The organism is Salinicoccus albus DSM 19776, assembly GCF_000385175.1.
Lineage (GTDB): Bacteria > Bacillota > Bacilli > Staphylococcales > Salinicoccaceae > Salinicoccus > Salinicoccus albus.
On record NZ_ARQJ01000027.1, the window covers coordinates 68,526 to 92,519 of the forward strand.

Annotated in this window: 23 protein-coding genes; 19 read left to right on the top strand and 4 right to left on the bottom strand. The window is 43.1% G+C overall.

Features of this window, described 5'->3' with window-relative positions:
* Positions 1 to 40 precede the first annotated feature (40 nt).
* The 8 genes from G343_RS0107235 to G343_RS0107270 all read left to right on the top strand — a co-directional run bounded on the left by G343_RS0107235 (position 41) and on the right by G343_RS0107270 (position 8,459).
* Entirely contained in the window at positions 41 to 1,672 is a 1,632-nt protein-coding gene (locus G343_RS0107235; protein ID WP_020007460.1) for a putative polysaccharide biosynthesis protein, read from the top strand.
* Positions 1,672 to 2,361: a pseudouridine synthase gene (locus G343_RS0107240; protein ID WP_020007461.1), complete on the top strand. Its 690-nt coding sequence runs from the start codon at positions 1,672 to 1,674 to the stop codon at positions 2,359 to 2,361. The genes G343_RS0107235 and G343_RS0107240 overlap by 1 nt, the downstream gene beginning before the upstream one ends.
* Before the next feature lie 83 nt (positions 2,362 to 2,444).
* Entirely contained in the window at positions 2,445 to 3,077 is a 633-nt protein-coding gene (locus G343_RS15010) for a hypothetical protein (RefSeq protein ID WP_020007462.1), read from the top strand.
* Between the two features lie 140 nt (positions 3,078 to 3,217).
* Entirely contained in the window at positions 3,218 to 4,639 is a 1,422-nt protein-coding gene (pepV, locus tag G343_RS0107250; RefSeq protein WP_020007463.1) for a dipeptidase PepV, read from the top strand.
* Positions 4,629 to 5,477, top strand: a complete 849-nt coding sequence (dat, locus tag G343_RS0107255) for a D-amino-acid transaminase (protein WP_020007464.1) — start codon at positions 4,629 to 4,631, stop codon at positions 5,475 to 5,477. Before pepV ends, dat begins: the two co-directional genes overlap by 11 nt.
* Before the next feature lie 225 nt (positions 5,478 to 5,702).
* Positions 5,703 to 6,494, top strand: a complete 792-nt coding sequence (locus G343_RS0107260) for a phosphotransferase family protein (RefSeq protein WP_020007465.1) — start codon at positions 5,703 to 5,705, stop codon at positions 6,492 to 6,494.
* 43 nt (positions 6,495 to 6,537) lie between these two features.
* Positions 6,538 to 7,170, top strand: a complete 633-nt coding sequence (gene trmB / locus G343_RS0107265) for a tRNA (guanosine(46)-N7)-methyltransferase TrmB (RefSeq protein WP_020007466.1) — start codon at positions 6,538 to 6,540, stop codon at positions 7,168 to 7,170.
* Between the two features lie 89 nt (positions 7,171 to 7,259).
* Entirely contained in the window at positions 7,260 to 8,459 is a 1,200-nt protein-coding gene (locus G343_RS0107270; RefSeq protein ID WP_020007467.1) for a MalY/PatB family protein, read from the top strand.
* Here the strand turns inward: G343_RS0107270 and G343_RS0107275 are convergent.
* Entirely contained in the window at positions 8,446 to 8,742 is a 297-nt protein-coding gene (locus G343_RS0107275; RefSeq protein ID WP_020007468.1) for a hypothetical protein, read from the bottom strand. The genes G343_RS0107270 and G343_RS0107275 overlap by 14 nt on opposite strands.
* Positions 8,743 to 8,813: 71 nt before the next feature.
* Between G343_RS0107275 and G343_RS0107280 the strand changes: the two genes are divergently transcribed.
* The 9 genes from G343_RS0107280 (at position 8,814) to ccpA (ending at position 17,886) form a co-directional block, all read left to right on the top strand.
* Positions 8,814 to 9,890: a M42 family metallopeptidase gene (locus G343_RS0107280; RefSeq protein ID WP_020007469.1), complete on the top strand. Its 1,077-nt coding sequence runs from the start codon at positions 8,814 to 8,816 to the stop codon at positions 9,888 to 9,890.
* A gap of 7 nt (positions 9,891 to 9,897) precedes the next feature.
* Entirely contained in the window at positions 9,898 to 10,893 is a 996-nt protein-coding gene (locus G343_RS0107285) for a PTS sugar transporter subunit IIC (RefSeq protein WP_020007470.1), read from the top strand.
* A gap of 16 nt (positions 10,894 to 10,909) precedes the next feature.
* Positions 10,910 to 11,737 carry a DUF1444 family protein gene (locus G343_RS0107290; protein WP_020007471.1) on the top strand — a complete coding sequence of 276 codons (828 nt, stop codon included), beginning with the start codon at positions 10,910 to 10,912 and terminating at the stop codon, positions 11,735 to 11,737.
* Positions 11,721 to 12,311, top strand: a complete 591-nt coding sequence (gene ytpR, locus G343_RS0107295) for a YtpR family tRNA-binding protein (RefSeq protein ID WP_020007472.1) — start codon at positions 11,721 to 11,723, stop codon at positions 12,309 to 12,311. Before G343_RS0107290 ends, ytpR begins: the two co-directional genes overlap by 17 nt.
* A gap of 11 nt (positions 12,312 to 12,322) precedes the next feature.
* Positions 12,323 to 14,212, top strand: coding sequence for a DNA translocase FtsK (locus tag G343_RS0107300; protein WP_020007473.1), 1,890 nt, complete (start codon positions 12,323 to 12,325; stop codon positions 14,210 to 14,212).
* Between the two features lie 29 nt (positions 14,213 to 14,241).
* Positions 14,242 to 15,540, top strand: a complete 1,299-nt coding sequence (gene murC / locus G343_RS0107305; protein ID WP_020007474.1) for a UDP-N-acetylmuramate--L-alanine ligase — start codon at positions 14,242 to 14,244, stop codon at positions 15,538 to 15,540.
* Between the two features lie 84 nt (positions 15,541 to 15,624).
* The gene (locus G343_RS0107310; protein ID WP_020007475.1) at positions 15,625 to 16,188 is read left to right on the top strand and encodes a DUF948 domain-containing protein; all 564 of its coding nucleotides are present in this window, start codon (positions 15,625 to 15,627) and stop codon (positions 16,186 to 16,188) included.
* 13 nt (positions 16,189 to 16,201) lie between these two features.
* Positions 16,202 to 16,675: a YtxH domain-containing protein gene (locus tag G343_RS0107315; RefSeq protein WP_020007476.1), complete on the top strand. Its 474-nt coding sequence runs from the start codon at positions 16,202 to 16,204 to the stop codon at positions 16,673 to 16,675.
* Positions 16,676 to 16,896: 221 nt separating this feature from the next.
* Positions 16,897 to 17,886 (top strand): catabolite control protein A, encoded by a 990-nt coding sequence (gene ccpA / locus G343_RS0107320; protein WP_020007477.1) that lies wholly within the window; start codon positions 16,897 to 16,899, stop codon positions 17,884 to 17,886.
* Between the two features lie 35 nt (positions 17,887 to 17,921).
* Here ccpA and G343_RS0107325 read toward each other — a convergent pair whose 3' ends face one another.
* From G343_RS0107325 to G343_RS0107335, 3 genes are read right to left on the bottom strand one after another with little or no spacing between them, the layout of a single operon-like run.
* A complete protein-coding gene (locus tag G343_RS0107325) occupies positions 17,922 to 19,067 on the bottom strand; it encodes an acetoin utilization protein AcuC (protein ID WP_020007478.1) in 1,146 nt (381 codons plus the stop codon).
* Positions 19,064 to 19,705, bottom strand: coding sequence for a CBS and ACT domain-containing protein (locus G343_RS0107330; RefSeq protein ID WP_020007479.1), 642 nt, complete (start codon positions 19,703 to 19,705; stop codon positions 19,064 to 19,066). The genes G343_RS0107325 and G343_RS0107330 overlap by 4 nt, the downstream gene beginning before the upstream one ends.
* 18 nt (positions 19,706 to 19,723) lie before the next feature.
* Positions 19,724 to 20,356, bottom strand: coding sequence for a GNAT family N-acetyltransferase (locus tag G343_RS0107335; protein ID WP_020007480.1), 633 nt, complete (start codon positions 20,354 to 20,356; stop codon positions 19,724 to 19,726).
* 103 nt (positions 20,357 to 20,459) lie between these two features.
* Here G343_RS0107335 and acsA point away from each other — a divergent pair, with 103 nt between their 5' ends.
* Both acsA and G343_RS0107345 read left to right on the top strand, forming a co-directional pair.
* Entirely contained in the window at positions 20,460 to 22,172 is a 1,713-nt protein-coding gene (acsA, locus tag G343_RS0107340; RefSeq protein WP_020007481.1) for an acetate--CoA ligase, read from the top strand.
* A gap of 111 nt (positions 22,173 to 22,283) precedes the next feature.
* On the top strand, positions 22,284 to 23,951 hold the full coding sequence (locus tag G343_RS0107345; RefSeq protein ID WP_020007482.1) for a formate--tetrahydrofolate ligase: 1,668 nt from the start codon (positions 22,284 to 22,286) through the stop codon (positions 23,949 to 23,951).
* The last annotated feature ends 43 nt before the right edge of the window (positions 23,952 to 23,994 follow it).

The window sequence follows — 23,994 nt, forward strand, 5'->3', positions numbered from 1 at the left end:
AATTATAATGAAGGTTAATCTGAATGTAAGAGGGTTGAAAATGTCTGATTCGAACAAATTAGTGCGGGGTACGTTTTTGCTGACTGCCGCCACTGTAATTACTAAAGTTTTGGGTATGCTTTATCTCATACCATTTTACAGCATCATGGGCGGGGAGGAGAACCTTGCTCTTTACGGTTATGCCTATACCCCCTACACGATAATGCTGTCGGTTGCTGCTGCGGGCGTGCCCGGAGCAGTTTCCAAATATGTTTCCAAATATAATGCACTTGGCGCGTATTCTACCAGCCGCAAATTGTACCGGTCCAGTCTCCTCGTCATGATGGGGTCGGGTCTTGTTACTTTTCTGGTCCTGTTCATTGCTGCGCCGTTTATCGCTGAGCTGCAGTCAGCGGCTTCAAGCGGCGGCCAGGGATGGAGTACAGAAGATATCACAGGGATTATACGTGTTATCAGTGTCGCCGTGATTGTTGTGCCGTTTATGGCGACATGGCGCGGCATTTTCCAGGGATTCGAATCGTTCGGTCCGACGAGTGCTTCTTCAGTAATTGAACAGATCGTAAGAATCCTTGTGCTTCTCGGTGGTTCATTCGTAGTCATTTATCTGCTCGACGGTTCGATACAGACAGCCAATGAAGTTGCAGTATTTGCAGCATTTATCGGCGGTCTCGGCAGCATTGCAACATTATGGTTCTTTTGGCGAAAACGCAAGCCTCATATCGAGAAGATGGTGGAGACCGATACTACAGATTACGATTTCTCCTATAAGGAAATGTATTCTGAAATCATCCGCTACGGCATTCCATTCATCGTAGTGGGCATCAGCATCCCGCTGACGATGTTCATCGATCAGCTGACACACAATAATGCACTGGCTTTGGCGGGAGTTCCTGAAGCATTCCATGATTCGTGGTTTGGCATGCTGAATCTGACGACACATAAACTGGTGATGATACCGACAGCATTTGCTTCAGCATTTGCGATTACCATTCTGCCATTCATCACAAAGAATTTCCAGCAGAAAAAATTCGGTGAAGTCCATCATCAGATTAAAATGATGCTGCTGATGCTGCTGTTCTTTGCGATACCTGCAGCGATGGGTATGATGATTCTGTCAGCGCCGCTCTATACTTCATTTTACAGTTACAATGAAATGGGGATTACCATCCTGCTGTTCTATGCGCCTGTAAGCATTGTCATTTCATTGTTCTCTGTGACCTGCTCTATTGTACAGGGGATAGATAAACAGAACTTAACGTTATATGTCGTGATTGGCATGCTCGCAATCAAAGCGGCAATTAACATTCCGCTCATCATACAGTTTCACACGGTCGGTGCTGTTTTAGGCACAGGCATCGCTCTCGGAGCCGGTGTGCTGATCAATCTGTTCATCATTAAAAAATATGGGAAGTTCCAGTTCAAGTCATTGCTAAGACCGCTTACAGAAATATTCATCTACAGTTTTGCGATGCTGCTGGCTGTGGAAATCATATATTATATTTTTATATTGACCATGGATATCGAAAGCAGAATGAATTCTGTAATCGTGCTGGCAGTATGCGTCCCTGCAGGTGCGCTTGTATATATCATACTGTCATTCCGCACAGGGCTTGCTGATGAGATACTCGGCGCTAGAGCAGATAAAATAAGAAGAAAATTGAAGGTGCTTTAATGAGACTGGATAAATATCTTTCGAATGCGGGATCAGGGAGCAGGAAGTATGTGAAGCAGCATATCAGAAAAGGCAGCGTTGAAGTGGAGGATATAGTCATCAAAGATCCGAAATTTGATGTTCCAGCAGATGCGGCAGTCAAGCTTGGCGGAGAGCGGATCATTTTAGAATCAGGCATATACTTCATGCTCAATAAGCCCCGATCTGTCATTACTTCTACTGAATCCGGCCGGACAAAAACCGTAATGGATCTCATCGACCATCCGCAAAAGGGTGATTTGTTTCCGGTTGGCAGACTTGATAAGGATACAACCGGCCTGCTGGTCATCACCGATGACGGGAAGCTTTCTCACGAATTATTGACCCCGAAGAATAAAATAGGTAAGACTTATATTGCAACATTGCGTGATGAGATAGATGCATCAGACATCTCAAAATTGGAGGCTGGAATTCCCCTCAAGGATTTCACTGCTTCTCCTGCCTCAGCCAAAAAATTGGCGGATAATGTTGTCGAATTAACAATAACCGAAGGGAAATTCCATCAGGTGAAACGCATGTTCCAATATCTCGGCAATGAGGTGGACGGCCTCAAAAGGATTGCGTTCCACACGCTGAATTTAGATGAGACACTTGATGAAGGCGGCTATAGAAGACTTACAGATAAAGAAATTGATATGCTGAAAAAATAAGTTTAAGTCACGAACCAGAGGGTATTTAGTAAACATACGATGCAGTATGAGAAAATCAACTACAAAACAAGAGGTGTTTAAACATGGCAAGACTAGGCAGTTTTTTAGTAAAAACAGCAGCACTGGCGGGAATGGCCGTTGGCGCATTATTCCTTTCCAAAAAAGAAAACCGTGATGCGGTAGTTAATGAGTACAACAAGGCAAAAGAAGATCCAGAGGGTTACACCCAGAATGTTCAGGACAAAGCACAGCGTCAGGCTGGAAAATATCAGGAAAAAGCGGTTAACGAATATAACAAGGTGAAAGAGGATCCGAAAGGATATGCTCAAAATATACAGACCAAAGTGTCGGAGCAGGCCAATGAATATCAGAAAATGGCAAAAAGCGAAGTGGATAAAGTGAAAGAGGATCCGAAAGGATACGCTCAGAACGTTCAGGATAAAGCGAAAAGCAAGCTCTCAGGTTCTGATGGGCTGACTCCCCAGGATGAAAGTTCCAGAACTAACAAAATGGTTTCAGAGGGTGGTATTCATCCGGATGAGGAGCTTCAGGACGCCGTATCTTTTGGAGATCAGACTGGTGAGATGAGTGAGCAGGAAGATATGCCGGAGAACGTTGAAGAAGTGGACAATGCCGAAGTGATTGACGATGAGGGCGAGAAAGATGACAACCACAATATTCATGTGGTTACAGATGAAGAAGAAGAGGAAAAATAATTTATTTTATCAGGGAGCGGCAGCACTTAACAGTGCTGTCGCTTGTTTTTATGTCGATTTTTATTTATGATTGTTTAAATAAGAGATTCTAAATATTTTAATATTATACTAAATTAATCGTTCTTTTAGGGGTTGAGCCGTTGGATTATAAAAATTTGGTTTTAAAGTACAAAGATGAACTGCTGCAAGATTTATCAGGCCTTTTGGAGATTGACAGTGTCAAAGGGGAATCCTCCAAAGACGCACCGGTGGGGAAAGGACCGAAAAAAGCACTGGATTATATGCTGTCACTGGGTCAAAGAGATCGGATGACTACAAAAGAAGTGGAGCATCTGGCAGGACATATAGAATGCGGAACTGGTGAAAAAGTGTTCGCCATTCTCGGACACGTGGACGTAGTGCCGCCGGGGTCTGGATGGGCAACTGATCCATTTAAACCCGAAATCAAAAATGATGAAATTTATGCCCGTGGTGTACAGGACGATAAGGGACCGACGATGGCAGCTTATTATGCCATGAAGATTTTAAATGACCATACCTCTGAGTTTAAATATCGTCCAAGGCTGATTGTCGGCACAGATGAAGAATCCGACTGGCGGTGTACAGAGGCATATTTTAAGAGTCAGGAAATGCCTGATGCTGGATTTGCCCCGGATGCTGCCTTTCCCCTGATCCATGGTGAGAAAGGGATTACTACTTTTAACATTATTCAAAAACAGATGCCGCTTGACGAAAGAGAACCGAATATTGAGCTGAAAGTGCTCATTTCCGGAGAAAGGTATAATATGGTGCCGGAGTCGGCGGAAGCTAAATTGAAAGTGCTTCAGAACATGAGTGAAGTCATCCAGTCTTTCGAAGACTTTTTGCGCGTAGAAGCAGCCGATGGCCATTATGAAATTGATAATGGTTTTCTGAGGCTCAGTATAAATGGTCAGAGTGCCCATGGTTCTACACCCGAAAAAGGAGTAAACGCCGGTTTTGTTCTGCTGAAATTTTTGGATACGATTAACCTGGATAATAATGCGACAGAGTTTGTAGATTTCGCAAATAGAAAAATACTGAACAATCAGGACGGCTCGAAATTCAATATGTATCATAGGCACGCGGAGATGGGTGATACGTCGGTGAACGTCGGCATGATTAATTATACTGAAGTCGACGGCGGGCTTTTCGGGGTAAACCTGAGATATCCTGAAGGATTGGATTTTGATGCTGCAATCAATGACTTAAAAAGAGAAATCCTTCCGGCGGGCTTCATTATAGAAGACGTGACAAACCAGACACCTCACTATGTGGATAAGAATGACGGTCTGGTAAAAGTGCTGCTGGAGAGTTACAGGAATCATACAGATGATGACTCTGAACCGTATACCATCGGCGGCGGGACCTATGCCAGAACTCTGGAAAGAGGTGTCGCTTTCGGCGCAATGTTCAAGCATACAGAGGATACGATGCACCAGAAAAATGAGAGAATGAAAGTGGAAGAATTGCTGCTTGCGACTGAAATATATTTAGAAACATTACATAGAATATGTGTAAAGGGTGAACTCGATGAAGATTAGTTACTATAATGGCCAATTCAAAAATGATGATGAAGTTACAGTGGATTATAACGACAGAGCATTCTATTTTGGCGATGGGGTATATGAAGTCATAAGAATTTATGATGGTGAGTTCTTCACGGTTAATGAACATGTAGACCGTATGATGAGAAGTGCTTCTGAGATTCAGATCGAAGGGGTGACAAGGAGAGAAATAATGGATATCGTTACAGAGCTGAAAGACCGGAACGATATAGATAACGGTGCGCTTTATATACAGCTTTCGAGAGGTATTGAAAAGAGGGGTCATGCCTATCCGATAGGTATCGACCCGGTCATACTGGCTTATGTCAACAGCTCAGACCGCCCGCTGGAGCTGGCAGATACAGGTGTTTTCGCAATCACTTCAGAGGACTACAGGTGGTTGAAATGTCATGTGAAAAGTCTTAATCTGCTGCCTAATGTCATGGAAAAGGAACGTGCTGTGCGTCTTGGAGCACATGAGACGATTATGCACAGGGATGGCATTGTTACAGAAGGTTCATCTACAAATGTATTTCTCGTCAAAGACGGTGTGATGCAGACGCATCCTGCTGACAACCTGATCCTGAACGGGATAACCAGGCTTGAGATTTTGAAACTTGCAGATGAACTCGGTATTGACTATAAGGAAGCACCTTTTAGTGTTGAGGAATTGAAAGCAGCAGATGAAGCAATGATTACCAGTACCACCCAGGAGATCACCCCCGTCGTCAAAGTGGATGACAGCGTTATCGCCAATGGGACCAGAGGTGAAATCACAACAAGATTGCAGGAGGCTTTTAATAAAAAAATTCACAAATTAAACCTGGTTAAATAATGTTAACCTGAAAAATTACCAGAATTATTTTTTTTCAGTGAAAAAGGCATCTGCGACATGGATTTCACGACTACTGACAGCTTGTTGTCAAAAATAAAGCTGACATTGTCCTTGAAATAACTTATGAAACCCTATAAAATTTGTAACACGAACAGAAACAGGCGCTATCTTATTTTTAAATATTTAGCGCTTTTTTCTTTGAGATGACGAAAAGAGGTGTAGAATTTGGAGCATTTCTATCAGCTCGGCTGGACACTCGACCCCGTCGGCGGGGCATCCGGCGAAGCCTATAAGGCGGAGCAGGATGGCAGGAAGCTGTTCCTGAAGCGCAATGCCAGCCCATTCCTTGCGGCACTGTCTGCTGAAGGTATTGTACCTAAGCTGGTCTGGACAAAAAGAATAGAGACTGGTGAAGTAGTGACAGCTCAACATTGGAAAAATGGCCGGGAGCTGACCCGTGACGAGATGTGTTCAGAGAGAGTAGCCTCTCTGATGAATAAGATCCATACATCCGGTCCTCTTCTGACGATGCTCAAAAAGCTTGGGATGAAACCTATGCTTCCGGACCTGTTACTCAACAAGATACAATCATCACTCTCGCCAAAAGTTAATGCCCATCATACTGTTCGTGAGGCGATCCAATATTTGGAGAATGAGACGCCTTTGATTGACGAACAATTCTGCACAGTATGCCATGGGGATGTGAACCATAATAATTGGCTGCTTTCCGACCAGGATGAACTGTTTCTTGTTGATTGGGAAGGTGCGATGATCGCAGATCCCGCCATAGATTTGGGCATGCTTCTTTATACTTACGTAGAGCCCGGCAAGTGGGACGAGTGGCTGCAGTATTACGGCAAACCGTTGGATCATGATTTGTTGAAGCGGATGAAATGGTACGCGCTTGTACAGGCAATAACAATGATACAGTGGTATGAAGACCATAAGAGATTTAAGGATATGAATGACTGGATAATATTCCTGAATAAGATTATTAACAAAAATCGGTTTCTCTAGATTTTTGCAGGGATATAAAATATTGTTTCAGGTGGGGAAACCGATGAGAATGCGCAACAAACCATGGGCTATGGATTTTCTTAAAACCAACGATGACCTCGTAGATACTGATTCAGCCTATGCTTTAAAAATTGGGGATTTCTTTAACACAGCCCAGCCGCTGCATATTGAAGTGGGCACTGGTATGGGTACGTTTATCACAGAACTTGCCAGGAGGAACCCGCACATCAACTATGCAGGGATCGAGCTGGATAAAAATATACTGATACGTGTGGTGGAGAAAGTAAGAGCGCTCGACCTGAAAAATGTGAAGCTGCTCCTTTTGGATGCGAATATGCTAGAGTCGTATTTTAAACCTCAGGAAGTCGAACGCGTGTATCTAAACTTTTCGGATCCATGGCCGAAGCACAGACATGAAAAGAGACGGCTGACTTATCATACTTTTCTGAGCCAGTACAGAAACATTCTGTCAGAGAATGGTGAACTGCACTTTAAGACGGATAACAGACGTTTGTTCGAGTACAGTCTCGTCAGTTTAAATCAATTTGGAATGACTTTTCATGAAGTCAATTTGAATCTTCATGAAAATGAACCTGAAGATAATATAAGAACTGAATACGAAGGTAAATTTTCTGCAAAGGGAAACTTAATATACTGGTTGAAAGCATCTTTTTAAGGTGCTTTTTTAATGCCGTGTAATTCTCGCAAATGAATGATAAAATAATAGAGAAATGATTATATAATGTATTGACTGGAGGAGTTTTCGTGGATAAGTATAATTTTAACAAAGAAGTTTCCAGAGCAGGCACATATAGCGTTCAATATGAAGGGACAAAAGCGGTGTTCGGTGCTGACGGGCTTGCTCCCTTTTGGATTGCGGATATGGATATAGAGATTGCAAGTCCGATTGCTGATGCGATGAAAGCACGCATTGACAACGGTATTTTTGGTTATACATTTTGGCAGAATCCTAAATTTTACGAGCCGATAAAACATTGGTGGAAGTCACGTTTTGATATATCACTGGCTGATGAGGAGATTTCATATGCGCCGAGTGTTTTATATACAGTCGGAGAAACCGTCAGGCAGCATTCTGACAGTGGGGATTCCGTTATTTTGACGACTCCAAGCTATAATGCGTTTTTAGGATTGCTGGAAAATAACGACCGCCAGCTCGCAGAATGCCCATTCATAGAAGATGAAAATGGGTTCAGCTTTGATTTTGAAAAATTTCAGACACTGTGCGAGAGGGATGATGTTAAGGCATATATTCACTGCAACCCGCACAACCCCACCGGTAAAATCTGGCTGAAGTCCGAGATGGAGAGGATCCGTGAAATTTGTCTTGAGAACAATGTGTATCTGATCAGCGATGAGATACACATGGATTTTGTGCGTCCGAAAGAAAGCTTCGTCTCTATGGTTGAATTGATGGGAGAAGACGACCCGGTCCTTGTTACTACAGGACTCGGCAAAGCATTTAATCTTGCCAGTATCCCGCATTCCTATTTCATCACGAGGGATCGGGCATTCCGCAAGAAGCTTGGCAGGGTGATTGGTGCACATGGTCTTGGAGCGGCCAATTCTCTGGCATTGGCGGCTATTGAAGCAGCATACACGGAGTGTGCCGACTGGATTGATGCTCTCAATGAGCACTTGGACGGGAACTTACAGATGGTAGAAGATTACATCAATGCGCATATGTCCGAATGGCTGTCGTTTAAAAAACCTGCAGCTACCTATCTGGCGTGGATCAGCTTCGAACCATCCGGCCTTGATGATGATGAAGTTCAAAAAGCACTGGTAGAAATCGGGGGGATCGCTGTATCACCGGGTAAAATGTATGATGTTGGGAAGAATCAGCATTTCAGATTCAACGTGGCATCAAACAGGGAAAGGGTGCTCGAAGGATTGAAGCGGATTCACAAAACGTTTGAAGAAATCACGAAGACTACAGAAGGGTAATCTCCATGATTTCTCCGGAATATGCATCTGCGATGAACTGGTACTTTTCCGTGTAAGTATCTTTATTTACATGGAGCACACCGGTATACACGATGTAGTCCATCCCCAGAAGATTTCTCTTACTGGTACGATAATCAATAGATATGAATGATACATGATCAAATTGGGCATGCAGCTGGTTGATTACGCTTTTGGGATGAACTGTCCGATGCATATTGCACCAGATGAACAGAGGGATTGAAAAAACCCCGAGTGCAAACAGTATTTTAAAGTATCTTTGCATAAGAAAACCTCCTGTACAAAGGTAGTTTATCACAGTATAGGATAAAAAATGAACTGAAAAGAGGTTCGATCATGGAACTTGGAAAAAAGACACTGGAGCGTATGAAAACATTAACAGAATTGCACGGTGCGTCCGGGTTTGAAGACAAGGTGCGGCAATACATGGTGGATGAGATGAGACGGAATTCAGATGAAATCATCTATGACGGTCTCGGAGGTGTTTTTGCGCTGAAGAAATCCGCAAAAGAAAATGCCCCAAAAGTAATGGTGGCAGCGCACATGGATGAAGTGGGCTTCATGATTACACAGCTGACTGAGAATGGTCTCATAAAATTCACCCCGCTTGGGGGATGGTCAGACGATGTGCTGCTCAGTCAAAAATTCCGGGTCAGGACTTCTGATGACACTGAAATTCCTGGAGTGATCGGCAGTGTCCCCATTCACTTCAAAAAAGGTGAGAAAAATGATAAAACTGAAATTAATGATATGCTGCTTGATGTAGGGGCAGACAGCAGGGAAGCGCTGGAAAAAATGGGGGTACGCCCGGGGGATTCAATTGTTCCGGACACTGACTTCCAGGTAATGAAAGATACGGATAAACTTTTGGCCAAAGCGTGGGACAACCGCTATGGATGTCTTGTAGCAATCGAAGTGCTGGAGGCACTAAAAGATGTTGAGCTGGATTGTGATCTGTATGTCGGGGCTAATGTTCAGGAGGAAGTTGGCTTGAGAGGGGCAAAAGTCAGTTCAAATCTGATCAGACCGGATATTGCTTTTGTGGTGGATTGCTCCCCTGCCAATGACATGATGGGCAGAGAGGAAGATATCGGTAAGATAGGGGAAGGGACATTGATCAGGATCATGGATAAGACGATGATCCTTCAAAAACCAATGAGAGAATATTTGCTTCAGACAGCTCAGGCAAATGATATCAATCATCAGTATTATCATTCGCCGGGCGGCACGGATGCAGGGAATATCCATGTGTCGAATGAAGGTGTGCCGAGTGCAGTGGTCGGTATATGTGCAAGGTATATTCACACCACCCATTCAATTATCAATTACAAGGATTATTTGAACGCGAAAACGATGCTCGGAGAATTGATTAAAGGCATCACACCTGAAAAAGCAGCACAATTAAGGGGATAGATAACGGATGAGAAAGCTACTGAGAAGATGGTTTGTCGAGGGCATGAGCTTTATGGCCCTCGGGCTATTTTCATCTCTGATCATTGGATTGATCATAGACACCGCAGGTACATACATCCCATACCTTGAAGATTTGCGTGAAATTGGTGCTGTTGCGATGGCTCTGACCGGGGCGGCAATAGGCGCCTCGATCGCTTACGGACTGAAGGCATCACCACTCGTAATATTCTCAACCCTGGTTGTAAGCCACGCCGCTTATGACATGGGCGGTGTGGCAGGAAGTTACATAGCCAGCATTGCCGCGATCGAGATTGCAAGGCTTTATGCAGGCAGGACAAAATTGGATATTATCATCACGCCGTTCCTGACGATTGTTGCAGGTTACATGGTTGCCAGTTTTCTGGGACCGTATCTCGGGGGGTTCATGACAGGCATTGGTGAATTCATCGTTTTTGCCACAGAGCAAAGACCGTTCATAATGGGTATGCTGGTCGCAGTAGTATTTGGGGTCGCCCTGACTGCGCCGCTCTCTAGTGCAGCCCTGGCTATCATGATAGATATCACCGGACTGGCTGCGGGAGCGGCTGTCATCGGCTGTTGTTGTCACATGGTGGGGCTCGCTGTTACCGGTTATAAAGACAACGGTGTTCCGGGACTTATATCAGTGGGGATCGGTACTTCGATGCTTCAGGTCCCCAACATTCTGCTCAATCCATTCATCATCCTCCCTCCTGTTTTATCGAGCGCGGTCATCGCGCCGGTCATGACTGTCTTTTTCCCGATGGAAAACAATGCGGCAGGGGCAGGAATGGGCACTAGCGGGCTGGTTGGACAGATTATGGCTGTTGAGACAATGGGACCATCATTTGATGTGTGGCTGATGATTTTCATGTTTCATATCGTTTTACCTGCAGCAGTAACTTTGATATTCTATATTCTGCTGAGAAGAATGGGATTGATAAAAGACGGCGACCAAAGTTTACGGTTAGCTGCCGGCAAATAGAACTGGAGGCAATTGTATGAATATATTCCAGCTGAAGAATAAAGTTTTAAAAAAACTCGAAGAAAAAAGGGTTGATTTCAACGCTGATTTTAATCGCGATAAAGAAATGCTCAGAGTAGAGCGTAAAGATAATAACAAAGGTTTAAATGTTTCATTATCCAAAGCGGTGGATAAGTCCAAAAAAGACGAGAAATTTTTAGATGAGATTGTCTATTATATCGATGAAACGCTGGAGCGGATGAAAGAGGAGGAAATCAAGTCTGAGGAAGCAGTCATCTATCCAGTTATACGAGCAACAAGTTTCTATGATGAAACAAAAGAAGGGACACCTTTCGTTAAGGATGAACATACGAATGAAACAGATATCTATTATGCAATCGACTTCAAAAACAGCTACCGGCTTATTGATGAAACGCTTGCGGCTTCTCTTGGCATGAAGCAGGAAGACATCCGGACGTTAGCTGAGAATAACATGAAAGGTCTTAAAATCTCGTATAATAAGGAAACAATTCAGGGTAATGATTTTTATTTTGTCAATTATAATGACGGCTATGATGCTTCCCGTATTCTGAATGAAGCTTTCCTTGACGAAATGTATGAAAAGTGTACGGGAGAAATGATGGTTGGTCTGCCGCATCAGGACGTACTGATCATCGCTGACGCGAGGAACAGTGTCGGCTATGATATCATGGCCCAGATGATGATGAAATATTTTGCAGAAGGGCTGACACCAATTACATCACTGTCATTTTCATACCGGGAAAAGAAACTGGAACCGGTGTTCATACTTGGCAAACAAAAGGATTATAATAAAAGAGGGAAAAACGATGAAACTGACGTATAATAGAGAAAATACAGATGATGTTCTGCTGGTTACTCTTAGAAAAACAGATACCCCGTCTTATGAATATCTTGATGGGGTCACTGTTATCAAAGACGGTAAAGAGACGATCGGTTTGAATATTTTCAATGCCGGTGAGAGGATCCAGCTGCCTGAAGATGTCAACATTAAACCGTCAGAAGCGATGGTTGGAGAGATAAACAATATACTGTCAGAGGCTGGTGCAGACAAAATTGAAGCGGATATTACCCCGAAGTTTGTCGCAGGCAGAGTGGTTGAATTGCAACAGCATCCAGACTCACAAAAATTAAGCGTTACAAAAGTGGATGTCGGCAGTGAAGTACTTCAAATTGTCTGTGGGGCACCGAATGTTGAGGAGAACCAGCTTGTTGTCGTTGCAAAAACAGGTGCTGTAATGCCTGATGGTTTATATATCAAACCATCGGCGTTGAGAGGTGTGGAATCTGAAGGTATGATTTGTTCTGCGAAAGAACTTAATCTTGAAGACGATGGTGTAAAGGGAATCTATGTTTTAGATGACAGTTACGAAATCGGTCAGCCATTTGACGTTAAGTAAAGGTGGTTCATATGGATAGAACAAGAAGGAGAAGACATTTCAACAACAAAAATGATGGTTCAGGTGAAAGGAACGAAAGATTTCGTTTCCCTTTAGATGTGGAAGAGGAAACAGGCAGCCATATGGAGGATTCTTATAATTTTGAACAACCTGGAAATGAACAGGAAGACTCATTTATCAGAGGAGAGCAGAGAAAAAGACTTTTTGAAGATACTGCCAAACCTGAAAAACAAGAAAGCAGTTATACGATCAGCAAGGCAAGGGAGATACCATCTGCAGTCCATGGCACCAAAAAACAGCCAAAACCGGATGAGGAAGAAACTGCTGTGGAAAAACCCCATAAGGATAAACAGCTGCCTGGTGCCAGAGAAGTACCTTCAGCGGTATATGGTACTTCAAAACAGAAATATTCAGATGATGAAATCTTGAAACTGGAATCCCAGGTTGAAAATTATAATTCAAATGATGCATCCGATGGCTATAAATCTCCCATCGTAGAAAAATTAAAAGAAGAAAGAATTAGACGGGCAGAGAAAGAACACAAGCGTCTTCAGGCTGTCAAGGCACGTAAGGAACGTGAACAGGCGCGCTATAAGGATCCTTACAGCATCAACACAAAGCCTTCACATGAAAAGCAGCAGTCTGTTGAAAATATTGAGAGAAAAACAGTTGAAGAAGATTCCGGAAGTAAACAGTCTGCAGCACCATCAATTTCACCTTTTAATGTCGTCATGACGCCATACGATAAGAAAAAGGAGATGACCGCTTCACGCCGGGCAACTAAACGCAGTGGTCCGAAAAGCAGCATGCCTTCAATACATATGTTGGAAGGGGATGAAGAGAGCGAACAACCCATCAGCTGGCCTGCAGCGGCCGAGCAGCAGGAAATGACTGCTGCATTTAAAGCTGCCGGTGTTCCGGCGGAAGTGGTGGATTATCAGACCAATGGTATTATTGGTATATATGAGATGGCATTGGAGCGCAACTTCAGGCTCAATAACATAGAGAAACTGAAAGCGGATCTGAAGCGATATCTTTCGTTTGAGAGCATCAGAATTATTGCACCGATTACAGGTACGAGTAACATAGGTGTTGAAGTACCTGCGACAAGTCAAAATTCAATTTCTTTCAGTACAGTTTTTTCTTCAAGCAGTCTAAAGATGAGAAAGAATGATTATAAATTTGTCATTGGTAAAACTGTGGATGATAAAATTTTCAGCTATGATTTGCAGAAGACAGGTCATATTCTGTTTTATGGTGATAATGAGGTGGATTCAGCAGGTGCAATCGACAATATTCTGACATCGATAATGATGAATCATAATCCGAAAGAATTTAAGATGATGATTGCGTCAGGAAAACATCAATATGATGATTATCAGGGCCTTCCGCATCTTTTTAGTGAACCAAAATCAATTATGGACCCGGATGTATTAAGCAATTTATTGAAGGAACTGAACGACAGAGATAATCAATTCAGAAGGGCGCATGTAAGGAACATCACAAGCTATAATCAGAGAGTAAACTATGAATCGAAAAAAAGTGTGATTGCTGTTATCGTTGATGATTTGTCGACACTATTTGAGAATAATAATCCGGATGCTGTCAGAACGATTATTCAGATACTGAGAAAAGGGAAACCGCTGGGTATCCATCTGATTATGAAACATACGAGACCAGAGGTAGGGATCAGGTCTGATCTCCTTCAAATGATGCAGACCCGTATCTCATATAAAGATGAAAATTCAAAAGTCATTGAAGGCAGTGATCAGCTGAGCAGAGGCAACGACATGCTGATTCAAATCCCGACATCCAATAAGCCGTTGCGTGTCAACGGGGCGGTTCTTCCAGATGATTCCAAACAAAGAGTATTCTCACATTTAAAACAGGTAGGCGGATGACACAGTATTTAAAAAGGTTCGGTGATTAGGTGGAAAAGTATCATTTTATAGGGATAAAAGGTGCCGGCATGAGCGCGCTTGCCCAAGTGCTTCATGACCTGGGGCATGAGGTTCGGGGTTCTGATATCAATAAGGAAGTTTTTACAGAACACCAGCTCAGGGACAAAGGTATTAAAATACTGCCTTTTGATGAAGAAAATATAACGGAGGGTTTTACTTACATTGCTGGAAATGCTTTTGATGATGACCATATTGAGATTAAAAGGGCAAGGGATTTAGGATTTCCCGTAGTCAGGTATCATATATTCCTGTCGAATTTCATGAGCCGGTATACATCTATCGCAGTTACAGGTACACACGGAAAAACATCAACCACCGGTCTGCTCAGCCATGTAATGAATGGGGATGTGGATACGACATTCCTCATTGGAGACGGCACTGGTTTTGGACTTGAAGCGAGTAATTATTTCGCCTTTGAATCATGTGAGTATAAGAGGCATTTTTTAAGTTATCATCCCGATTATGCAATCATTACAAACATCGATTTTGATCATCCCGATTATTTTAAGGATATTACTGATGTTGTCACGGCTTTTACCGAAATGGCAGCTCAGGTAAACAAGGCTGTAATCGCCTATGGCGGCGATGAATATTCAAGGCAGATGAATCTTGATCTGCCTGTCTGGTTTTACGGACTGGGCAGCACTGATGACGTACAGGCGGTAAATATCGACACAACCGGAGAAGGTACGCATTTTGATGTCATTGTCATGGGAGAATATCTGGATCGTTTTACTATTCCGATGTTTGGTGATCATCATGTTCTGAATTCTCTGGCAGTCATTACGATCTGTTATCTGGAACAACTGGATATGGATAACATTAAAAATGCATTTGTCACTTTCGGAGGCGTAAAACGCAGATTCAGCGAAACTTTCGTCAATGATATGGTGCTTGTTGACGATTATGCGCATCATCCAAGAGAAATTAAAGCGACGCTTGAAACTGCGAGAAAAAAATATGACGGCAGGGAGATTGTCTCAGTTTTCCAGCCGCACACTTTTTCACGGACAGAAAAATTCTTAGAAGATTTTGCAGCGGCGCTGGCAGAATCCGATAAAGCTTATATCGTTGATATATTCGGCTCGGCACGAGAAGAATCCGGCGATCTGTCAAGCGATGATCTTGTGAGTCTGATACCAGGTTCTGAACTGCTTTATGAAGCGGAGCTGAGCAGACTGAATAGTCATGCAGGCGCTGTAATAATATTTATGGGTGCCGGTGATATTCAGAAATATGAGAAACGTTTTACAGAGCTGCTTTCCTGATTCCAGATACCGATGTTTACCAACTGCAAATTAGGGTTATTTTATAGAGTGAAAACAAAACAGAAAATTGATGGAGGCGTTAGAATGGATTGGCAAATAATTTTATACATTGCCGCAGGTGTTGCTGCATTGGCATTACTTATTTTGGCTATAGCATTAGCAGTTGTACTGTTTTCGGTTAAAAAGAACCTGGACCATGTAGCGAAGACACTGGATGGTGTTGAGGGTCAGATACAAGGGATTACCAGGGAATCCACAGACTTGCTGCATAAGTCCAACCGGCTTGCAGAAGATGTACAGGGGAAATCAGCGAAATTGAACTCTGTGGTTGATGCAATACAGGGAATCGGAAATTCAGTTTCCACACTGAACGAATCTGTCGATAGAGTAACAAATTCTATCACTTATAATATTTCACAAAATGAAGAAAAAATTTCACAGGTAGTCCAGTGGTCAAACGTTGCCATGGAAGTTGCAGATAAATGGCAAATGAGACAGAAGCGTAACAAAGCATATACAGGAAATACGCAGGCATCAGAAGAAACTGGTTCTGAAAACCTTCCAGAGGAAGTAAACAGATCTGTAAGCAGGGAAAACAATCTGGATGAAGATCGTATAAACGCCGGAATTAACAACAGTAAGCGATAGGAGGTCTTCAATTATGGAAACTTACAATCGGGATCGGCATCTGCATGGCGTAGAGGAATATGAAGAACAGATTCATCAGACGACCGGGAGAGACTTTTCAATAGGTCTTGCAATCGGGCTGCTCTTCGGTACCATCGGAGGGCTTTTGCTGGCGCCTAAATCAGGTGATGATTTAAGGGATGACATTACAGACCAGGCAGATAGATTCTCTAAAAACTTCAGCAGTGAGGACAGCGATGCCACAATCAAAGAGAGAGCTAAAGAGAAGACGGAGGAACTGCGCACTAAATTGAAAGAAAAACAGGGCGAAGTGACTGCTAAAAAAAGTGAGTTAGAAGAGAAAAACCGCATTAAATCGATTGATAAAACGGACATGGAAGCTCAAAAAGAAGCAATTCAGGAAGAAGTTCAGGAAGAATATACAGATGACCCAAGAACAATAGACATGGCCAAGTATGCAGAGAAAGATGATGAGAAAAAGGAATAGCATATTCCTAAATCTAACCGCATGTCTCATGCGGTTAGATTTTTTTTGAAACAAGTGTCTTATCTTGCATAAATGCAATTAAGGCTTTCGCCCTCAAGGTTTGGCGAAAAGACACTTTTCCTATATACAATTAGCAAAGCATAATTAATGATGTCGAAATTCATTAATTCATGTTATTATTATACAAAAAGCGTTTCCATTAGGAATGGCGGGGGTGCAATATGACAGTTACAATATATGATGTTGCCAGAGAAGCAAAGGTTTCAATGGCCACAGTATCAAGAGTCTTGAATGGTAATCCAAATGTGAAGCCTGAAACTCGAAAAAAAGTAAAAGATGTAATTGAAAGACTGAACTACAGACCTAATGCCGTTGCACGCGGTCTTGCGAGTAAAAAAACAACAACAATCGGAGTAATCATACCAGATATATCCAATCTTTATTATTCATCATTGGCGCGAGGTTTGGATGATATTGCAGAAATGTATGATTACCAGACAATAATCACAAATACCGAGAATAATCCAGAAAAAGAAAGGGATTCATTTCTAAGCCTTGTAAGTACACAGGTGGATGGTGTGGTTTTTCTTGGCGGCACTTTAAATGAAGAAACGCTTACTGATATCAAAGAGTCACATGTACCGGTTGTTATCTGTGGTACAAGTGAGAAGGATAAAAATCTGCCCTCGGTGAATATCGATTATTTCGAAGCGATCAGGGAAGTAGCCGATAAGTTTCTCAAAACGGGCATATCAAGGATTGCATTTGTCAAAGCGTCTTATTCTGAGCAGCTGGAACAACATATAGAAGAAGGGATCAAAGCAGCTTACAAATATAATAAACAAAATGATTCAGACAGCCTTGTGCTGACGACCGGACCGGATTACCAGTCAGGAAAAGACATATTTGAAAAAATTGATACTCATAAGGCGGAAGCAGTGATTACGATGAGTGATGAAACAGCCATCGGTATTATGCATAGCGCGTCGGATTATGGGTTGGATATACCGGGGGATATTCAGATATTGAGCTGCAGCAACACAAGGCTTGTAGATATGGTCAGACCGTCGTTATCCAGTATTGCACTGCCGCTGTATGATATTGGTGCAGTGGGGATGAGGCTGTTGACAAAGTACATGAAAGAAGAAACAGTGGATGAAGCGAACGTTATTCTGCCTTATAAAATTGAGTATCGGAAAACGACACGATAAAAGTTAGAAGCCGGATCACATTTGTGATCCGGCTTCTAACTCTCTATATGCATAATTGCCCTGTCCAAGGTGCTCTGATTTTTTTCATTGATTTCATGACGACGGGGGATTTCTTTATAATCATTTAGATCGTCCTCCCAGTCATAAGGAAAATCGACCGGACATCTGTCTTCATATTGATAGATGAATTCTTCCGGAAGCCGGCCTCTTGGCGGCGCTTCACCAATCATGCTGAACCAGATTTGTGACCAGAGACGGGGGACCTGCCATATATTGTATCCCCCGCCCCCTACAGCAATCCATTTTCCCTGCGTATATTTATCCGCCATCTGAGCAACGAATCTTGGTATTTCTTCGTAAGATCTTGAAGTGAGTGCAAGATGTGTCATGGGATCTCTGTAGTGTGAATCAACTCCGTTCTGGCTGATAATGATATCAGGTTTGAATTTTTCAATTGCAGCTGACAGGCTCGCTTTGAACGATTGGATGAAAGATTCATCCTCTGTAAACGCGTCTATCGGGATATTGACTGCAAATCCGAAGCCACTCTCCGTTCCACGCTCGGTTACACTGCCTGTACCCGGGAAAAGGTACCTTCCGGTTTCATGGATGGAATAAGTCATCACCTGATTAGTATCATAGAAAATCCACTGCACCCCGTCTCCATGATGCGCATCAGTATCTACATACATCACCCGCTGATTATATTTGGTGCGCAGATATTCGATAGCTACAGCGGAGTCATTATAAATACAAAACCCGCTGGCTCTGCCGCTAAAACCATGATGCAGGCCGCCGGCCAGACTCAGGGCTTTGTCTGCACGGCCCTCCATTACAGCATCCACAGCACTTAATGTCGCACCGACCAGCATTTTACTTTTTTCATGCATATGATCAAAAGCTGGAGTATCTTCAGTGTTCAAACCATAGCTTTCCATCTTTTCCGGTGGGAGGCTGCCTTTTCCGGCCAGTTTAACCCCTTCGATAAAATCCGGTTTATGAACAAGCATCAGTTCTTCGTCGCTTGCCGGTCTCGGTTGTATAATACTGCTGTCATCGAGGAACCCTGAAGATTTCAACAAATCGGTCGTCATTTTGAGTCTCATCTGATTGAAAGGGTGGGTGGAGTTAAAGCGGTATTTAAGCAATGAATCGTCGTAGACAAATAACGGCTTTTTCATGGTTCCGCAGACATTGGGTTCACCACAGTAAACCCTTTTTCATTTAATTTTTCGATTGCTTTTGCCGGATTCATCGCCTGCACCCTCAGGACAATTGTCTTATACCCTTTTTTCTCCTTATCCCTGTAGACAGATATACTGATAATTTTAATATTCAAATCCTTGAATACTTTGCCGATATCATGAATCACGCCTGTGCGGTCTTCGATATTTATCTCTATAATAGATCCCGGTTCGGTGATTCCTGTAAGTTCCAGATAAGTATTCAGCATATCTTTCTGGGTTACTATCCCCACAATTTGACTGTTTCTGATGACTGGTATTGCACCGATTGCATAATGATAAAAATCCAGTGCGATCTCCTCCACAAAATCGAGCGGATGACAGTAGGTAACACGTGTTCTCATGATCTGTGATAATGGAACTTTCAAATTAAAATCCGGATCTTCATCTGAAAGCATTGAGGGCAGTGTCAGTTTGATGTCCCGGTCGGAGATGATGCCGGCCAGCTTTTGTGACGTATTTATAATCGGTATATGCCGAAATGAGTGCTTGCTCATCATATTCATCGCATCTTCAATCGTATGTTCCGGAGTCAGTACACGCACCGGTGAAGTCATAATTCTTTCGACGAGCATCTGAATTCCTCCCTAATATTAAAAGAAAAATCTGTTTTTAAACCGAATTTTATCGAATTCAATCATCTGGTCATTAGTAATGTGCCTGCCAATTCTGGCCATCAGTGTGTTGGCAGGATGCCCGGTAATCTCCGGGTCATTGGTCTGAAAGACTTCGAAGCCGCTGAAGGCCATCAGTCTGATCATCAATTCTTTATATTCGTAAACATCAAGACCGCTGTTTTTTAAATCCCAATGCCAGTAGTACTCAGTTGTGATAATAATATAATTTTCAACGAAGTCATCTTTCATTGCATGCTGGAGCATTTTTTTACCAAGGCCGTAACTGCGGTAATCAAGGCTGACTTCCACAGCACCGAGTTCCATGATATAGGGAAGGCTGCCGTCAGACCATCGTTCCAGCGGATCAGGATGAAGGAAAGTAACATAACCAACAATGTGGCTGTCTGTCCTGACGATTATAATTCTTCCTTCTTCAAGATCGGCTATTTCTATGATTGCTTCAAATTGATCCCGTGGCGGTCTGAAAGCGTCAAGCCCTTCATCATAAGTCAGTTTTTCAAGCTCACTTCCTGACAGCGGTCCTTCTATGACGAAAGTCTGGCCATTTGTATCGTATTTCTCTTTAAAATAAGTTTTTATATGACGCAATAGAAGCCCTCCTGGATATTTCGTTTAAATATTTTGAAAAGTGGCTCACCATTATTATATAATAAACAATGTAAAGAGAAAATACAAAAGGGGAGTTATATTTATGAAGGTAGAACTTTATGAAGCAACAGATCAGAATCCTAATCTAAAAAATTATGAGGAAGCTGTTAAAAATTTTGATTGGGCGGAAGTTGAAAAAAACTTTTCCTGGTATGAGACCGGTAAGTTCAACATGGCTTATGAAGCGATCGATAAGCACGTTGAAAAAGGGCTGGGAGACAAAATGGCTCTCCACTATAAAAACGGGGACAATGTATCTTCATACACATACAAAGATTTAAAAGCGTTTTCTAATAAAGCGGCTAATGTCTTGAAAGATGAAGCCGCTGTTGAAAAAGGCGACCGTGTATTCATTTTTATGTCCCGGAGCCCGGAATTATACTTTGCTCTGCTTGGCGCACTCAAGATCGGGGCCATTGTGGGGCCGTTATTTGAAGCATTTATGGAGAAGGCTGTTAAAGACCGCCTGGAAAACAGTGATGCCAAAGTCATTGTTACGACACCCGATTTGCTGCCCCGTATTCCGCTCGATGATCTGCCAAGCCTTGAAAAAGTAGTCGTTGTCGGTGATGGTGCCGATGACAGGCATATTGACTTCGATAAAAGTATGGAGCAGGCATCTGATGCGTTCGATATTGAGTGGCTTGATAAGGAAGATGGCATGATTCTTCACTATACAAGCGGTTCAACGGGACAGCCGAAAGGTGTGCTGAATGTTCAGTATGCGATGGTCCAGCAATATATTACAGGTAAATATGTGCTGGATTTAAAAGAAGATGACGTCTATTGGTGCACAGCAGATCCTGGATGGGTGACCGGTACGGCCTACGGTATATTTTCACCATGGCTGAATGGAGTGACAAATGTTGTCGTCGGCGGCAGATTCTCTCCAGAAGCATGGTACGGTGCGCTGCAAGACTTGAATGTTACCGTATGGTATACTGCTCCGACAGCATTGCGCATGCTGATGGGCGCAGGAGATGAAATTGTCAAAGACTATGATTTATCAAGCCTGCGCCACATCCTTTCAGTCGGCGAGCCATTAAACCCGGAAGTGGTTAAATGGGGGATGAAAGTATTCAACTTAAGAATTCATGATACATGGTGGATGACTGAAACAGGCGGCCACATGATTGTCAACCTCCCTTCAATGGATATTAAAGCCGGCTCCATGGGGAAACCAATTCCCGGTACCGAGGCGGCAATTGTTGATGACGAAGGTAACGAACTGCCGCCCAATCGGATGGGTAACCTTGCGCTGAAAAAGGGATGGCCGGGCATGATGCGTACGATATGGAATAATGAGGAAAAATATAATTCCTACTTTATCGGTGATTGGTATGTATCGGGCGATTCCGCCTATAAAGATGAAGATGGATATTATTGGTTCCAGGGACGTGTGGATGATGTGATCATGACAGCCGGTGAACGGGTCGGTCCGTTTGAAATCGAATCCAAACTCGTTGAACATCCTGCAGTTCAGGAGGCGGGTGTCATCGGTAAGCCCGATCCTGTACGCGGGGAAATCGTTAAAGCATTCATTGCTGTCGGTGAAGGTTATGAACCCACGGATGAACTGAAAGAAGAAATCAGAAAATTTGTCAAAGAAGGTCTGGCGGGACATGTAGCTCCGAAGGAAATTGATTTTAAAGACAAATTGCCGAAAACAAGAAGCGGAAAAATTATGAGACGTGTATTAAAGGCGTGGGAGCTTGAGCTGCCTGCTGGAGACTTGTCATCAATGGATGACAATTAATATTAAAAGTGCCTCCATTGTTACGATGGGGGCATAGATTTTATAAGTATTTTATAATAGGCATGAGATTGTGTTTTCTTTTAAATAATTAAAAGTATAGGAGATGACATTATGGCACATTTAACTGATCAGGAAATCGCTGCACAGACAACTATGCAGCCCATCCAGAATATTGCGGATAAAGCGGGTATCTCCCGGGATGCAGTTGAAATGTACGGCAATTACAAAGCCAAAGTAGACATAAACCAGATTGAAGGCAATGAAAAGGAATCGAAGGTTGTACTTGTCTCTGCGATGAATCCGACGCCGGCCGGCGAAGGCAAATCCACATGTACAGTAGGGCTTGCCGATGCATTCAACAAGCTCGAAAAAAATGTCATGGTAGCACTCCGTGAACCCTCACTTGGTCCTGTAATGGGGATAAAAGGAGGGGCAACCGGCGGCGGCCGCTCACAGGTGCTTCCAATGGAAGAAATCAACCTGCATTTTAATGGTGACCTGCACGCAATTACCACTGCAAACAATGCACTGGCCGCATTTATCGATAACCACATTCATCAGGGCAATCAGCTGGGTATTGACCCCCGCAGAGTCACATGGAAACGTGTGATGGATATGAATGACCGTGCACTGAGACAAGTTGTTGTCGGACTTGGCGGTGTTTCGCGCGGTGTTCCAAGGGAAGACGGATTCGATATTACTGTAGCAAGTGAAATCATGGCGGTACTCTGTCTTTCCAATGATATCGCTGATCTGAAGAAAAAGCTTGCAGACATCGTTTTTGGCTATACTTACGATAAAGAACCTGTCACTGTCGGCCAGCTTGAAGTCGAAGGTGCGCTTGCACTGCTGCTTAAGGAAGCGATAAAACCTAATCTGGTACAGACAATGGAAGGCACCCCCGCGCTTGTCCACGGGGGGCCGTTTGCCAATATTGCCCATGGATGCAACTCATTGATAGCAACAAACACTGCGAGGAAACTTTCAGATATTGTCGTTACGGAATGCGGCTTCGGTTCTGATTTAGGCGGTGAAAAATTCATGGATATTAAAGCCAGAAAAGGTGGTTTTGAACCGGATGCAATCGTTCTTGTAGCTACAATTCGTGCACTTAAGATGAATGGCGGTGTGGCGAAAGGAGATCTTGGGGACAAAAATGTAGAAGCGCTGAAAACGGGTATTACAAATCTGGAAAAACATATTGAAAACGCACGTAAATTCGGCGTGGAACCAATCATCGCACTAAATGACTTCGTCACTGATGATGATGATGAAAGAAATTATGTGCTCGATTGGTGCCGGGCGCATGATGTCCGTGTTGCACTGACTAAAGTCTGGGAACATGGCGGTGCAGGCGGTGTTGATCTTGCAGAGCAGGTGCTTGAAGTACTTGATACAAAACAAAACTTCCATTATCTGTATGAAAATTTCCTGCCTGTCGATCAAAAAATCGAAAAAATTGTCACAGAAGTATACGGTGGAGATGGGGTAGATTTCACAGATAAAGCAACAAAGCAGCTGGCTGATATTGAAAATAACGGCTGGGGAGACTACCCGGTTTGCATGGCTAAAACCCAGTATTCACTTAGTGATGACCCCTCCCTGCTGGGCAGACCTTCAGGATTTAAGGTCTCTGTAAAAGAAGTAATCCCCAAGACCGGAGCAGGCTTTGTCATAGCACTTACAGGTGATATCATGACCATGCCCGGTCTGCCTAAGACACCCTCTGCTGTTAAGATGGATGTGGATGCAGAAGGCAATTCACAAGGATTGTTCTAAAATAATAAATTAAAGCAAAAAATCGAGCCGGAAACCCGGCTCG

Coding starts and splice junctions, on each gene's coding strand:
- G343_RS0107285 (WP_020007470.1), top strand. CDS start 9,898: ATGAGAAAGCTACTGAGAAGATGGTTTGTCGAGGGCATGAGCTTTATG.
- G343_RS0107310 (WP_020007475.1), top strand. CDS start 15,625: ATGGATTGGCAAATAATTTTATACATTGCCGCAGGTGTTGCTGCATTG.
- acsA (WP_020007481.1), top strand. CDS start 20,460: ATGAAGGTAGAACTTTATGAAGCAACAGATCAGAATCCTAATCTAAAA.
- G343_RS0107240 (WP_020007461.1), top strand. CDS start 1,672: ATGAGACTGGATAAATATCTTTCGAATGCGGGATCAGGGAGCAGGAAG.
- G343_RS0107315 (WP_020007476.1), top strand. CDS start 16,202: ATGGAAACTTACAATCGGGATCGGCATCTGCATGGCGTAGAGGAATAT.
- G343_RS0107345 (WP_020007482.1), top strand. CDS start 22,284: ATGGCACATTTAACTGATCAGGAAATCGCTGCACAGACAACTATGCAG.
- G343_RS0107330 (WP_020007479.1), bottom strand. CDS start 19,705: ATGCTCGTCGAAAGAATTATGACTTCACCGGTGCGTGTACTGACTCCG.
- G343_RS0107290 (WP_020007471.1), top strand. CDS start 10,910: ATGAATATATTCCAGCTGAAGAATAAAGTTTTAAAAAAACTCGAAGAA.
- ccpA (WP_020007477.1), top strand. CDS start 16,897: ATGACAGTTACAATATATGATGTTGCCAGAGAAGCAAAGGTTTCAATG.
- ytpR (WP_020007472.1), top strand. CDS start 11,721: ATGAAACTGACGTATAATAGAGAAAATACAGATGATGTTCTGCTGGTT.
- G343_RS0107235 (WP_020007460.1), top strand. CDS start 41: ATGTCTGATTCGAACAAATTAGTGCGGGGTACGTTTTTGCTGACTGCC.
- G343_RS0107300 (WP_020007473.1), top strand. CDS start 12,323: ATGGATAGAACAAGAAGGAGAAGACATTTCAACAACAAAAATGATGGT.
- trmB (WP_020007466.1), top strand. CDS start 6,538: ATGAGAATGCGCAACAAACCATGGGCTATGGATTTTCTTAAAACCAAC.
- dat (WP_020007464.1), top strand. CDS start 4,629: ATGAAGATTAGTTACTATAATGGCCAATTCAAAAATGATGATGAAGTT.
- G343_RS0107280 (WP_020007469.1), top strand. CDS start 8,814: ATGGAACTTGGAAAAAAGACACTGGAGCGTATGAAAACATTAACAGAA.
- G343_RS0107275 (WP_020007468.1), bottom strand. CDS start 8,742: ATGCAAAGATACTTTAAAATACTGTTTGCACTCGGGGTTTTTTCAATC.
- G343_RS0107325 (WP_020007478.1), bottom strand. CDS start 19,067: ATGAAAAAGCCGTTATTTGTCTACGACGATTCATTGCTTAAATACCGC.
- G343_RS15010 (WP_020007462.1), top strand. CDS start 2,445: ATGGCAAGACTAGGCAGTTTTTTAGTAAAAACAGCAGCACTGGCGGGA.